Annotated in this window: 11 protein-coding genes; 8 read left to right on the top strand and 3 right to left on the bottom strand. The window is 60.3% G+C overall.

Annotated elements, in window-relative coordinates:
• Positions 1-37: 37 nt before the first annotated feature.
• Complete coding sequence (locus DFR37_RS03020; RefSeq protein WP_113931746.1) at positions 38-829, bottom strand: ferredoxin--NADP reductase; 792 nt, start codon at positions 827-829, stop codon at positions 38-40.
• The gene (gene fdxA / locus DFR37_RS03015; RefSeq protein WP_113931745.1) at positions 829-1,152 is read right to left on the bottom strand and encodes a ferredoxin FdxA; all 324 of its coding nucleotides are present in this window, start codon (positions 1,150-1,152) and stop codon (positions 829-831) included. Before fdxA ends, DFR37_RS03020 begins: the two co-directional genes overlap by 1 nt.
• A gap of 299 nt (positions 1,153-1,451) precedes the next feature.
• Between fdxA and pncB the strand changes: the two genes are divergently transcribed.
• The 6 genes from pncB (at position 1,452) to accD (ending at position 8,508) form a co-directional block, all read left to right on the top strand.
• Positions 1,452-2,627 carry a nicotinate phosphoribosyltransferase gene (gene pncB, locus DFR37_RS03010; RefSeq protein WP_113931882.1) on the top strand — a complete coding sequence of 392 codons (1,176 nt, stop codon included), beginning with the start codon at positions 1,452-1,454 and terminating at the stop codon, positions 2,625-2,627.
• A gap of 97 nt (positions 2,628-2,724) precedes the next feature.
• Complete coding sequence (locus DFR37_RS03005) at positions 2,725-3,075, top strand: RidA family protein (protein WP_113931744.1); 351 nt, start codon at positions 2,725-2,727, stop codon at positions 3,073-3,075.
• A gap of 47 nt (positions 3,076-3,122) precedes the next feature.
• Complete coding sequence (locus tag DFR37_RS03000; RefSeq protein ID WP_113931881.1) at positions 3,123-5,360, top strand: RelA/SpoT family protein; 2,238 nt, start codon at positions 3,123-3,125, stop codon at positions 5,358-5,360.
• 168 nt (positions 5,361-5,528) lie between these two features.
• Positions 5,529-6,728, top strand: a complete 1,200-nt coding sequence (gene trpB / locus DFR37_RS02995; RefSeq protein WP_113931743.1) for a tryptophan synthase subunit beta — start codon at positions 5,529-5,531, stop codon at positions 6,726-6,728.
• A gap of 11 nt (positions 6,729-6,739) precedes the next feature.
• The gene (gene trpA / locus DFR37_RS02990; RefSeq protein WP_113931742.1) at positions 6,740-7,588 is read left to right on the top strand and encodes a tryptophan synthase subunit alpha; all 849 of its coding nucleotides are present in this window, start codon (positions 6,740-6,742) and stop codon (positions 7,586-7,588) included.
• 38 nt (positions 7,589-7,626) lie between these two features.
• Positions 7,627-8,508, top strand: coding sequence for an acetyl-CoA carboxylase, carboxyltransferase subunit beta (gene accD / locus DFR37_RS02985; RefSeq protein ID WP_113931741.1), 882 nt, complete (start codon positions 7,627-7,629; stop codon positions 8,506-8,508).
• A 388-nt stretch (positions 8,509-8,896) separates the two neighbouring features.
• Here the strand turns inward: accD and DFR37_RS02975 are convergent, their stop codons facing one another.
• The gene (locus DFR37_RS02975) at positions 8,897-11,893 is read right to left on the bottom strand and encodes a ribonuclease E/G (RefSeq protein WP_113931739.1); all 2,997 of its coding nucleotides are present in this window, start codon (positions 11,891-11,893) and stop codon (positions 8,897-8,899) included.
• Positions 11,894-12,384: 491 nt separating this feature from the next.
• On the opposite strand from DFR37_RS02975, the gene DFR37_RS02970 reads away from it, so the two are divergent.
• Positions 12,385-13,353, top strand: a complete 969-nt coding sequence (locus DFR37_RS02970; protein ID WP_113931738.1) for an RluA family pseudouridine synthase — start codon at positions 12,385-12,387, stop codon at positions 13,351-13,353.
• Positions 13,350-14,015: an HAD-IA family hydrolase gene (locus DFR37_RS02965; RefSeq protein WP_113931737.1), complete on the top strand. Its 666-nt coding sequence runs from the start codon at positions 13,350-13,352 to the stop codon at positions 14,013-14,015. The genes DFR37_RS02970 and DFR37_RS02965 overlap by 4 nt, the downstream gene beginning before the upstream one ends.
• Positions 14,016-14,147 lie beyond the last annotated feature (132 nt).

The following is a 14,147-nucleotide window of genomic DNA, read 5'->3' as shown; positions in this document are numbered from 1 at the left end:
CAAATAGCCAGTACCGTAACGTGGTTTTCGAGGGTATTTACCAGTAGTTCTCTAAGGCAAGGTTACCAGAATTTCCGCGGCGGCCCACAGCGAAGTTGCGCTCCGACAACAGTTTGCGGGCGTCGGTCAGCATGTCCGGATTGCCGCAAAGCATGACCTTCGAAGTGGCGGGATCAAGGGCACAACCAACATGTCGTTCGAGCCCGCCGTCCGCCAGCAAGGCGGTCAGCCTCGCTCGCGGCGTGCCGGGCAGGTTTTGCTGGGTGGGGATTGGGTGGTAGCTAAGACGGGCGCGAGGGCTGTCCACGGACTGGGCTTCGCCGGCTTGTTCCCATTCCAGAAGCTGGTCGCGATAGGCCAGCTCGTCGGTGTTGCGTACGCCATGCACCAGGATAATACGCCGGTAGTCCCGCCAGACCCGTTCGTCGTAAAGCATCGACATATAGGCCGACAGTCCCGTGCCCGTTGCTATCAGCCAGAGAGTGCCGCCGGCGTCGAAGCGGTCCAGGGTCAGAAAGCCGAAAGCTGTCTTGTCCACGTACAGGTGTCCACCCGGCTGCAATTGCGCCAGCCGTGGGCTGAATTCGCCTTCAGGTACGACGATCGAGTAGAACTCCAGCGTTTCGCTGGCCGGGCCGTTCACCATGGAATAGGCCCGCCAGATATCAGGCTGCACGCCTTCAGTGCTTTGCGGCAGGCCTAGACGGGCAAATTGCCCGGGCGTAAACTGAAATTCAGGGTCGCGTGTCGTGGTGAGCGAAATCAGTTTGTCCGCTACCCAGTGCTTGACGCTCAAGACGTTTTGGCGGGTGTACTTGCTGCCCGGCATCAACGTTCTAGGTGCTTGAGCTTGCCTTCAACGCCATTCCATTCGTCGGCATCCGGCAGCGATTTCTTCGTACGGTTGATCATGCCGAACACTTGCGAGAGTTCGGCGTTAAGAGCCATGAATCCGACCTGGTCCTGTGGCACGTCTTCTTCGGCGAAGATGGCGTTGGCAGGGCATTCGGGCACGCACACGGCGCAGTCGATGCATTCGTCCGGGTCGATGACCAGGAAATTGGGGCCTTCGCGAAAGCAGTCGACGGGACAGACATCGACGCAGTCGGTAAATTTACACTTGATGCAGTTTTCGGTTACAACGTGGGTCATTGTGGAACTCCAACACTAAATATTGGAATGTTCAATAGCGCTGGAATCGCGGCCCCGCCGCTATGTTGACGGGGGCTTTGACGCCGGCATTAAACATTACAATAGCTACTGTGCTTGTGGCCTATTGCCGCTATTTTGTGCTTGCAATCGTTTTTGCAAAACAATTTTACTCAATAAACACAGTTCATTCCCGATAGACCTGATCGCATGCCAGGTCTTTGCCGTGTTCGTGGCCGGGTAAGCCGTTATGCTATGGTTGTTCCAGTGTCCCTTCATCCATGCAAAGCCGTACTTTTCCGATGATCATAACTTCGCTTCTCGACACCGATTTGTATAAGTTCAGCATGATGCAGGTAGTGCTGCATCATTTTCCCGCTGCGCAAGTCGAATACCGCTACAAATGCCGTACGCCCAATATCAATGTCAGCGCCTATCTTGACGAAATCCGCCGGGAAATCCACAGTCTTTGCCAACTGAAGTTCACCGAAGAAGAGCTTGATTACCTGCGCAGCATGCGCTTCATCAAAAGCGACTTTGTCGACTTTCTGGGTCTTTTCCACCTGCCTGAAAAATGCATCACGGTATCCGAAGGCGCGTTGCCGGGCGAAATCAACATTTCGGTCGTAGGCCCGTGGCTGCATACCATTCTCTTTGAAATCCCGGTGCTTGCCATCGTCAACGAGGTGTATTTCCGCAACGAATGCAAAGACCCGGGCTGGGAAGAAGGGCGCTTGCGTTTGCAGAACAAGATGCAGCTGGTCGTGGACGATCCGGCCCTGGCCGACTTTCGAGTGGCCGAGTACGGCACCCGCCGCCGCTTCTCCAAGCAATGGCACGAAGAAGTCGTCACAACCATGAAGGCTCAAATGGGCGTTCATTTTGCGGGCACCAGCAATGTCAAGCTGGCCATGAAGCACAATGTCACCCCGCTGGGCACCATGGGGCACGAATATCTGCAGGCATGCCAGGCGCTGGGGCCGCGCTTGCGCGACTCGCAAGTTTTTGCCCTGGAAAAATGGGCCAAGGAATATCGCGGAGACCTGGGGATTGCCCTGTCCGACGTATACGGCATGGACGCGTTCTTGCGCGACTTCGATATGTATTTCTGCAAGTTGTTCGACGGCGCGCGCCACGATTCGGGCGATCCCTTCATATGGGGCGAGCGCTTGCTGGCGCATTACGCCGCCAACCGGGCCGACCCGCGTACCAAGACCTTGGTGTTTTCCGACGGACTGACCATTCCGCGGGCCATCGAACTGGCCAAGCATTTTGCCGGCCGCTGCAAAGTGTCGTTCGGCATCGGCACCAACCTGACCAACGACCTGGGACACGAGCCCTTGCAGATCGTCATGAAGATGGTCCGATGCAATGGCCAGCCCGTTGCCAAGGTGTCGGATGCGCCCGAGAAAACAATGTGCGATGATCCTGCCTATCTGGCGTATTTGCGCCAGGTATTCCAGTTGCCATCGGCATAGTGCGCCGTTCGGTCAATTCGAAATCTCAACTAGTCAAACAGCGCACGCGCCTCCCGTTGTCGGGGCGGCGGGCATCATTGAATATCATGGAGAAAACATGAGCGATATCAAACGGCTCAGCGTAGGTAAGCGGTTATCGGAAGTGGTCGTGCATAACGGCGTGGCATATTTGGCAGGCCAGGTTCCCGAAGACGCGGGGCTGGACGCCGAAGGCCAGACCAAGCAGGTGCTGGCGGCTATCGACCGCTTGCTGGCCAGCGTCGGCTCCGATAAAAGCCGCATCTTGATGACCCAGATATTTCTGGCCAACATGTCCGAGTTCGCCGAAATGAACCTGGCCTGGGATGCCTGGGTGCCCGCGGGCCAGCCGCCGGCGCGCGCCACCGTTGAAGCGCGCCTGGCCAATCCTGGCTATAAAGTGGAAATCGTCGTCACGGCGGCGGTTTAATAAGTTTCCCGGGCCCGCGCCCGGGATCAAAGATGCGCGGTGTCCTTATGTCTACGATTGTTCGCTCCGATGCCGACAGCCCACCTTTCGACGAGGCTTGGTTCGCGCATGCTTGCGCCGATCTGGAGCCTGAAGGCAGGGCCTTGCTGGCCCGGGCGGTCGAATGGGCGCGCGAGCCGTTGCAAGGGCTACTGGCCAGCACCGGCGAGCCCTTGGCCGAGCATGGCGCGGGCGTCGTGCTTATTTTGGCGGGGCTGGGCTCGGATGCGCCTACGCGCGCCAGCGCCTTGCTTACCATTACCCCGATGCCCGATGGCAATGCGGCGCCGAACAAGAGCAACTCATTGCAAAAGGCCTTCAGCGCCGAAGTCGTCGCGCTGGTACAGGGCACGCGATCGTTGTTGCGGCTTAGCAATATGGCGGGCCGGTCCAGCGACACAGCGGTGGCCGGGGGCGGCCAGAAAGAGATGCAGCGCAAAATGCTGCTGGCCATGGCCGCCGACCTTCGCATTGTGCTGCTGCGCCTGGCATCGCGCTTGCAATCGCTGCGCTGGTACGCTCGCTCCAAGCTACCGTGCCCGGTGCCGTTTGCCCGCGAGACCATGGAGCTCTATACGCCCCTGGCCAACCGCCTGGGCATCTGGCAACTGAAATGGGAAATGGAAGACCTCAGTTTCCGGTTTCTGGAGCCGGACACCTATAAGGCCATTGCGCGCCAGCTTGAAGAAAAACGGACAGAGCGCGAGGCCTTCATCACGCAGGTGGTCGAACAATTGCAGGCGGCGCTTGCCCAGAACCGCATTGCCGCCGAGGTGTCGGGCCGGCCCAAGCATATCTACAGCATCTGGAACAAGATGCGCAACAAGGATCTTGATTTCAGCAAGTTGTACGACTTGCGGGCGCTGCGCGTGATCGTCGACGACGAACGCGCCTGCTACGCGGCGCTGGCACTGGTGCATTCGCTGTGGACTCCGGTTTCGAACGAGTTCGACGACTATATTTCGCGTCCCAAGCCCAATGGCTACCGCTCTTTGCACACGGTGGTAAGCGATGCACAGGGCCGCAGCTTCGAGGTTCAGATACGCACCCACGAAATGCACCAGTTCGCCGAGTTCGGGATGGCGGCGCACTGGCGCTATAAAGAAGCGGGTGCCAAAGGCGGAACCCAAAGCGCCGCCAGCCTTTACGACAAGAAAATCTCCTGGATGCGCCAGTTGCTGGCCTGGGAAAAAGACGGCGTGCAACCCTCGGGCCAAGCCATGGCCGAATACGAAGAGGCGGCGGCCGAGACACGTGAAGACGAGCGTATTTACGTCATGACGCCGCAGGCGCGCGTCATCGAGCTGCCCGCCGGAGCCACGCCGGTGGACTTTGCCTATTACCTGCATACGGATCTGGGCCATCGCTGCCGCGGTGCCCGCGTGGACGGCCAGATGGTGCCTTTGCTGACCCGGCTTAAAACAGGCCAGACGGTGGAAATCATAGCGGCCAAGTCGGGCGGGCCTTCGCGCGATTGGCTGAATGTGCAATTGGGCTATCTGGCCAGCCCGCGGTCGCGCAGCAAGGTGCGCGCCTGGTTCAATGCGGTCGAGCTGCAAGAGCGCATTTCGCAGGGCCAGGCCCTGGTCGAGAAAGAATTGCAGCGCCTGGGCAAGACCGCGATCAACCTGGAGCAGTTGGCCCAGAACCTGGGGTTTGCGCGCGCCGACGATCTATACGTGGCGGTGGCGAAAGAAGAGTTCAGCCTGCGCCAGATAGACTATTTGCTTAAAGAGGGCGAAGCGCCGGCCCAGCACGACGACAAAGTGCAGTATTCCAGCGGCCAGGCCAACGCGGCCAGAACCGGAAAAAGCGGCGTGCTGGTGGTGGGCGTGGATTCCTTGCTGACGCAGTTGGCGCGATGCTGCCGCCCTGCGCCGCCGGACCGGATTGCCGGTTTTGTGACCCGTGGCCGCGGCGTCTCCATTCACCGCGATGATTGTCCCGCCTACGCCGCGTTGCGTCTGAAGCAGCCTGAACGCATTATCGAGGTCGCCTGGGGCGATACTGGCGAAGCCGTCTACCCTGTGGACATCAGCATTCACGCGCAAGAGCGCGGCGACTTGCTGCGCGACGTCTCCGACGTCTTCGGACGGCTGCGGTTGAACGTCGTCAGCGTCAATACGCAAAGCAGGCGCTCGCTGGCCCATATGATATTTACCATCGAAGTCAAAGACGGCGAACAGATCGGCCGGGCCTTGGCGGCGCTCAATGAGTTGAGCGGCGTGACCGCCAGCCGGCATTGACCGCGCGCCAGGCGCCGGCTTTGCTCTTGGGGCCGCATCTTCGCGCGGCGGTGGCGGTATTGCGTGGTCAGCCCAGCGTATGGGGCCGAGCGCTGGTAAAATGCTGAATTACCCGCAAACTTTATGGCCATTGTGGGCACTATTCTTGCGTAACCAGAGAGTAATTCATTGAAAGCTTACAGTTTGCCCGATGACCATGGGCACTTCGGTCGGTTTGGCGGTTCGTTCGTAGCCGAGACGCTTGTGCACGCGCTGGACGAATTGCGCGATGCCTACGAAAAGTATCGCCGCGACCCCGAATTCCTGAACGAATACGCCTACGAACTGAAGCATTTCGTTGGGCGCCCGAGCCCTGTATACCATGCCCGGCGCTGGTCCGAGCAGCTGGGCGGGGCGCAGATCTGGTTCAAGCGCGAAGATCTCAACCACACCGGCGCACACAAGATCAATAACTGCATAGGCCAGATATTGTTGGCCCGGCGCATGGGCAAACCGCGCATCATTGCCGAAACCGGTGCTGGCCAGCATGGCGTAGCCACCGCCACCGTGGCGGCCCGTTATGGACTGGAATGCATAGTCTACATGGGCAGCGAAGACGTGCGCCGCCAGGCTTCCAACGTCTATCGCATGAAGCTGCTGGGCACTACCGTGGTGCCGGTCGATTCCGGATCGCGCACGCTCAAAGATGCGCTCAATGAAGCCATGCGCGACTGGGTCACCAACGTCGAAAACACTTTCTACATTATTGGCACCGTGGCCGGCCCGCACCCATACCCGCAGATGGTACGGGACTTTCAAGCCATCATCGGGACCGAATGCATCGAACAGATGCCGGTAGATGCCGGCCGCCAGCCGGATTACGTTGTGGCTTCGGTTGGGGGCGGCTCGAATGCCATGGGCATTTTCCATCCTTATATCGACCATGCCGATGTCAAGCTGGTGGGCGTCGAAGCGGCCGGCGAAGGGCTGGATACCGGACGCCACGCGGCGTCGCTGAATGCCGGCGTGGTTGGCGTGCTGCACGGCAACCGCACCTACGTCATGCAGGACGAGAACGGCCAGATCCAGGAAACTCATTCCATTTCGGCCGGCCTGGACTACCCCGGCGTGGGTCCCGAGCACGCCTGGCTTAAAGAAAGCGGACGGGCCGAATACGTCGGCGTTACCGACCAGGAAGCCTTGGCCGCTTTTCATGCGTGCTGCCGCACCGAAGGCATCATGCCGGCCCTGGAATCATCGCATGCGATAGCGCACGCGGTGCGCCTGGCACCTACCTTGCCCAAGGACAAGATCATTTTGGTCAATTTGTCGGGCCGGGGCGATAAAGACATGCACACGGTTGCCGAGTTCAGCGGCATCACTCTGTAAGCGCGAGAACCATGGTTAACACGAATTCCAACACACGGCTTGCCGCGGCTTTTGCGGCAGCCGCGCCGCGCACTGCCCTTATTCCCTATGTTACGGCGGGAGACCCCTCCATACAGGCTACTCCCAAGCTCATGCACGCGCTGGTCCAAGCGGGCGCCGACGTCATCGAGCTGGGCGTGCCGTTTTCCGACCCCATGGCCGACGGCCCGGTCATCCAGCGTGCGGGCCAACGAGCCATCGAGCGCGGCGTGGGCTTGACCCAGGTTCTGGACATGGTGGCTCGTTTTCGAGTCGACAACGATTACACGCCCGTGGTTCTTATGGGATATGCCAATCCTGTCGAACGCATGGGCCAGGAAGCCTTTGTCCGGAAAGCCAGCGCGGCAGGCGTGGACGGCGTGCTGGTGGTGGACTACCCACCTGAAGAAATGACTGAGTTTGCCACCATGCTGGATGCGGCGCATATTGCTCCGATTTTCCTGCTTGCCCCGACGTCGGTCGAAGAGCGCATCCGCAAAGTTGGGCAGATTGCGCGTGGTTACGTTTATTATGTGTCGCTTAAGGGCGTAACGGGCTCTGGAAGCCTGGATGTCGCCTCTGTCGAAGAAAAGCTGGCGCAAATCCGCCGCCACGTATCGGTGCCGGTGGGTGTGGGTTTCGGAATACGCGATGCCGAGGCCGCAAAACGTCTTTCGGCCGTGTCGGATGCGGTTGTCATCGGCAGCAAACTGATTGAAACCATGGAAAACGCGGTTGCCCAGGCTAATGGGGGCGATACCGACGCCGCCGCCATCAAGGCGGCGTCAACCTGGCTTGGCGGTATCCGCCAGGCGTTGGATGAAAGTGCCGCCAGTCGCTGAACCTGCGGCTCAATACATATTATTAGGGATACGCCACAATGAGTTGGATCGATAAAATCATTCCGCCGCGAATCAATCGCAGCAGCGACGCGACCGCCCGCCGTGTGCCCGAAGGCCTGTGGGTCAAATGCCCAAGCTGCGAAACAGTTTTATACAAGGACGACTTGGCGGCCACTTTGAATGTCTGTCCTAATTGCAGCCATCATATGCGCATCGGTTCCAGGGCACGCATCGATGCCCTGCTCGACACCGAAGGCAGAGTCGAAATCGGCCAAAATACACGTCCGATGGATCCGCTCAAGTTCAAGGACTCCCGGCGCTATCCCGAACGGGTCAGCGAAGCCACCAAGCAAACCGGCGAAACCGACGCCATGGTGGTCATGGCCGGCAGCATTCTGACCGTGCCTGTGGTGCTGGCTTGCTTCGAATTCGAGTTCATGGGCGGGTCCATGGGTTCGGTCGTGGGCGAACGCTTCGCGCGCGGGGTTCAAGAAGCCATCAAGAACCGTACGCCTTTTATTTGTGTTGCGGCGTCGGGCGGTGCGCGCATGCAAGAGAGCCTGCTGTCCTTGATGCAAATGGCTAAAACCAATGCCATGTTGACCCGGTTGTCGGCGGCCGGCTTGCCTTTTATCAGCGTGTTGACTGATCCAACCATGGGCGGGGTTTCCGCCAGCTTTGCATTCATGGGCGACGTGGTCATCGCCGAGCCCAAGGCGCTTATCGGATTCGCGGGACCGCGGGTCATTGAGCAGACCGTGCGTGAAAAATTGCCGGAAGGCTTCCAGCGTTCGGAATTCCTGCTGCAGAAGGGTGCCATCGATATGGTCGTGGACCGGCGCGAAATGCGCGCGGAGCTCGCGCATTTGATGGCTTTGATGACGCACCAGCCGGCCGACGCCGTCGCCAAGGCCGGTTAAGCGGTCCATTCCCGGCCATCAGGTTGGATGGACACCGCCGGTAAAAAAATGCCTCGCCGAAATGTAAACGGCGAGGTATTTTTTATCGCCGGGCCGCCCCAAGATAAAAAGCGCCCCCTTGGGGGGCAGCGAGACGCGCAGCGGTGAAGCGTGGGGGCCATTTTTATCGCCGGGCCGCCCCAAGATAAAAAGCGCCCCCTTGGGGGGCAGCGAGACGCGCAGCGGTGAAGCGTGGGGGCCATTTTTATCGCCGGGCCGCCCCAAGATAAAAAGCGCCCTCTTGGGGGGCAGCGAGACGCGCAGTAAAAAAGCTCCGGCAGCGATTTAATCTGCCGGAGCTCTTTTTGCCTCGGGTAAGGGCCGCCGAATGTAGCGGCCCATAATCCGTTTAGTTGTGGCCGGTTTCGACCTGTTGCAGCGGTTCGGCGGCAGCTGCCGCATGGCCCGTCTGCTTGCGTGCGCGGCCCAGGCGCACTGGCGGTGCGGCTGGCGTTGCCGGGGCGGCATGTGCGCGCGTTTCGACCAGTTGCAGGCCCGAAGCGTCGATTGCGCTTTGCAAGGACTGGCTTGTCGGAACGGCAGCAGCTGCAGCTGTATCGGCCGAAGCCTCAGCAAGCTCTTCCTGGGCCTGGGCAGGCTCTTGGGCGCTGGGCACGGCCGCGCTGCTCGTCGAAGAGGCCGCAGCTTCCTCGGGGGCAGGAGCCAGTACGGCGGGCACAGGCGTTTCGGCGACGGGTTCGTCGTAAGCCAGGGGCTGCTGTACAGGTGCGGTCGCCGGGGCCTCGGCTGGAGCCTCTGCCTGCGTTGCGGGGCTGGCAACGGCCGGTGTCGATGCCGGAGCGGCGGCTTCTTCGGCCTGCGGTGCAGCTTCTGGTTCCGCTGAAGCTATAGCCTGGGTGGGTACCGACGGGGTTGCCGCTTCGGTCGGGCTTAGCTCGGCTTCAGCGGTTTCGGCGGCCGTGTCGCGATTTGTCTTGTCCACCGAAGCACCCATGACGGTAGCCACGGCGGGCAGGGCGCCTGGGTTGAAGACTGGCGTCTCGTGCGCAACATAGGCTGGCTGCTCATCGTCGCGCTCGGCGTTTTCCGCAGTGCTTTCCTGCAAGGTCTCGCTGCTGGAGTCGCCCGTGCGACGACCGCGGCGGCTGCGGCGACGGCGGCGCTTGCGTTCCGGATCGAGCTGCTCGCCGTTTTCTGTGGCGATATCGTTCTCGATGACTGTTTCGGCGGTGTCCGCGTCGTCGGTCCGTTGGCTTTGAGCGGGATGCTCTTCGGCCTGGATCTCGGCCAGCTCGGATGCATTGCTTTCAAGTGCCGCGGCATCGCCTGCAACATGCTCGTCGCGACGGTTGCGTCCGCGTCCGCGGCGATTGCGCCCGCTGCGGGCCGGGCCGTTTGCGTCGGCGGCTTCGACCTGTTCGGTCGTGGGCTGTTCGGCATTGGCTGTGATTTGCGCGGGCTGGTTGCGCCGCTGGCCGCGTCCGCCCGGCTGGCTGGCGCTACGGGCTTCTTCGGTGCCGCCTTCCTGGCCGTCGCGGCGTTCGTTGCGGCGGTTGCGGTTGCGATCGCCCTGGTGGCCGCGTTCGCGTTTTTCGCCATTGCGGGAATTACGGTTGCGGTTGGCGTGCTGCTGCGGCTTTTCCGCCTTGTCGGCTTTTGCTTCAGGCTTGGCTTCGGTGCTGCCTGAGCCCGTAAGCCAGTTGATCAAGCGCTGGAACAGTCCTGGGCCGCCCGAGGTGATGACAGGCGCGGCTGGTGCCGGTGCCGACATTGGAGCCGGCTGGGAAGGCGTGATGCCCTTGACCAGGGCTTCCGGCCGGGCCTTGGCCTCGTGGTCCTTGTTGGGTGTCCAGATGACTTCGGTATCGGGACTTTGCACCAGGTCGAAGCTGGTCTTGCTTTCTTCCAGGCGCGGGTCGTCGTGGCGCAGGCGCTCGATGTGGTGATGGGGCGTTTCCAGGTTCTTGTTGGGAATAAGCACCAGGTTGACCTTGAGGCGCGACTCGATCTTGGTAATGTCGTTGCGTTTTTCGTTGAGCAGGAAGGTGGCTACATCGACGGGCACCTGCGCATGCAGGGCGGCCGTGTTTTCTTTCATGGCTTCTTCTTGCAGCAGGCGCAGCACATGCAGGGCGCTGGACTCAGCGTCACGGATGACGCCGGTGCCGTTGCAACGCGGGCAAGTGATGTGCGAGCCTTCGTTCAAGGCTGGGCGCAGGCGCTGGCGCGACAGTTCCATAAGGCCGAAGCGCGAAATCTTGCCCATCTGGACGCGCGCGCGGTCGAAGTGCAGCGCATCGCGCAGGCGTTGTTCGACGGAGCGCTGGTTCTTGTTGTCTTCCATGTCGATGAAGTCGATGACGATCAGGCCGCCCAGGTCGCGCAAGCGCAATTGGCGGGCCACTTCGTCGGCGGCTTCAAGGTTGGTGCGCAGGGCCGTTTCTTCGATGTCGGCGCCGCGGGTGGAGCGGGCCGAGTTGACGTCGACGGCAACCAGCGCTTCGGTGTGGTCGATGACCACCGAACCGCCCGAGGGCAACTGTACGGTGCGCGAATAGGCGGTTTCGATCTGGTGTTCGATCTGGAAACGGGAGAACAGGGGGACGTCGTCGCGGTAGACTTTGACGCGCTGGACGTTGTCCGGCATGACCACGCTCATGAAAGCGATGGCCTGTTCGGCTATTTCGTCGGTATCAATGAGGATTTCGCCGATTTCGGGCGAAAAATAGTCGCGGATGGCGCGGATGACCAGGCTGGACTCAAGGTAGATGAGTACCGGCGCCGCATTGTCGCGTGCGGCCGAATCGATGGCAGTCCAGAGCTGCATAAGGTAGGACAGGTCCCACTGCAGTTCTTCGACGCTGCGTCCGATGCCGGCGGTACGGGCAATAATGCTCATGCCTGCCGGAGTGTTCAATTGCTCCATGGCTTCGCGCAATTCCTGGCGGTCTTCGCCTTCGACGCGGCGCGACACGCCACCCCCGCGGGGATTGTTCGGCATCAGGACCAAATAGCGCCCGGCCAGCGAGACGAACGTGGTCAGGGCCGCGCCCTTGTTGCCGCGTTCTTCTTTTTCAACCTGGACGATAAGTTCCTGGCCTTCGGTCAGGGCGTCTTGAATGCGCGCGGCGCGTACGTCCACGCCTTCCTTGAAATAGGAGCGCGCAACTTCCTTGAAGGGCAGAAAACCGTGGCGTTCTTCGCCGTAGCTGACGAAACATGCTTCCAGGCCGGGTTCTATGCGGGTAATGACGCCTTTATAGATATTGCCTTTGCGCTGTTCGCGGCCGGCGGTTTCGATGTCCAGGTCAATTAGCTTTTGACCGTCGACAATGGCAACGCGTAGTTCTTCTTGGTGCGTTGCATTAAACAACATGCGTTTCATGAGTGAGACTCTCCGTAATGTGGCGCGCCGTTTATCGGCGCACGACCTCGGACCACTCGGTGTGTAACGCTAGGGCTTGCAGGAAAGGACGGGTAGGCTGACGAAACGTCGGCTGTGCCCGCCCTGGGTTGTCAGGTGGGCACAGCGTGCCAGTGGGCACGCGATTCATTCAGCAGGAAGGTCAGAAGCACGATAGTGGTTGACGAAAAAAATTGCTGGGAACGGCAGACGCGGTTTGGGTTGCGCGGCTGGTGCATTAAACTATGACTTTATCTTGCAAGAGCATTTAGCGTCGCACGCGGTTGGCAATAGATCTGAACAGCGGGCACGGTGTGCCACACCACTGTTGCAAAGACCGGCATCGCCCCGGCGACCTCATGGCCCGAAAGCTGAAACTCAGGCGGTACAATAATTCCATGTGCCCAACGGAGACGCATCCATTGCATCTCTACGTCAGGTAGGTTTCAGCTTTCATAGGCTGACGTGATTATATGCTGCTTTTCTATATGCGCAAACCAATAACTACTCCAACACAAATTCCGTCGGTCCGTCTATTACAAATTGATACCGAGCAAGCTGGGCAGCGTCTCGACAATTTTCTTGTTCGGCACTGCAAGGGCGTGCCCAAAAGCCACTTGTACAAAGCCATACGCAGCGGCGAAGTCCGGGTCAATAAAGGCCGGATCTCGGCCGACTACCGGCTGGCCGAAGGCGATACCGTGCGGGTGCCTCCCTTGCGCCTTCCCGCTGTGGGCGAGCCCCGGACGGTTCCGCCGGCGGTCTTCCCGGTGGTGTATGAGGACGATGCTCTGCTGGTCATCGACAAGCCCGCCGGTACGGCCGTCCATGGCGGCAGCGGGGTGTCTTTCGGGGTTATCGAGCAATTGCGCGCCGCCCGGCCCGATGCTCCTTTCCTGGAGCTTGCGCACAGGCTGGACCGCGAAACTTCAGGGTTGCTGATGGTGGCCAAGAAGCGTTCGGCCCTGTTGGCTCTGCACGATATGCTGCGTGAAAGCCGCGGCAGCAAGCGTTATCTGGCGCTGGTGGTGGGCGACTGGGTTAACGACCGGCAGCATTTGCGCCAGCCTTTGCTGAAGTGGCTGACCGCCTCCGGCGAACGGCGGGTCAAAGTAGACGCGGCGGGTAAGGTGGCGCACACCATTGTTACCATGAAAAAGCGCTATGGACGCTACACTTTGCTGGAAGCCGAGCTGCGTACGGGGCGCACGCACCAGATACGGGTGCACCTGGCATCCAGCGGCTATCCTATCGTGGGCGACGAAAAATACGGCGCCGACGAAGTGCGCGCCCATTTTGCCAGGCTCGGGTTCAACCGCATGTTCCTGCATGCGGGGCATCTGGAAATTGCCCATCCGCTGACGGGCGAACCGCTTAGCCTGCATGCGCCGCTGCCCGCCGCTTGCGAGAAAATCATCGACTATCTGGAGAAAAAGGCGTGAAACGTTATAGCGCGGTAGTGTTCGACTGGGATGGAACGCTTATGGACTCGACGCATTCGATTGCATCTTCCATTCAGGGGGCGTGCCGGGACCTGAGCTTTCCGGTGCCTTCGGACAGTGAAGCGCGTTGGGTAATAGGATTGTCCCTCGATATCGCCTTGTACCGGCTGGTTCCCGACCTGACGGCCGAGCAATACCCCTTGTTCCTGGAAAGCTATAAAGAGCATTTTCATAAGCAGGACACCCAGTTGCGTTTTTTTGAAGGCGTGCCGGAATTGGTTTCCGGGCTGCGCCAGAAAAAGGTGATGCTGGGCGTGGCCACCGGCAAAAGCCGGGCAGGGCTGGATCGCATGCTGCAGGCCCAGCAATGGCATCACCACTTCGACATTACACGCTGTGCGGACGAATCTTTCGGCAAGCCGCATCCCGGCATGCTGCTCGACATCATGCAAAGCCTGGATTTGCAGCCCGAACAAGTGCTTATGGTGGGCGACACATCGCACGACGTCTTGATGGCGCGCAACGCGGGCATAGACAGCCTGGCGGTTTCGTACGGGGCCCACGATAAATCCACTTTGCTCGACTCTCAGCCCACTGTCATGGTCGATACGGTCGATGCCATGCGCGGCTGGCTGGACGGGCACGTCGTTGAATTGAACTAATGCGCGGGCCGGCGTTCAAACCCTGATGGATTCGCAAGATATTGCGTATTGCGGGGCATGCGGCCGGCCGGTTTGCGGCAGTATTGCACCGGCGTGCAAGGCATTGCACGAGCCCGTACCTGTTTTTGATCT

The organism is Eoetvoesiella caeni, from assembly GCF_003315175.1.
Taxonomy (GTDB): domain Bacteria; phylum Pseudomonadota; class Gammaproteobacteria; order Burkholderiales; family Burkholderiaceae_B; genus Eoetvoesia; species Eoetvoesia caeni.
This window is presented reverse-complemented; position numbering and strand designations above follow the sequence as displayed.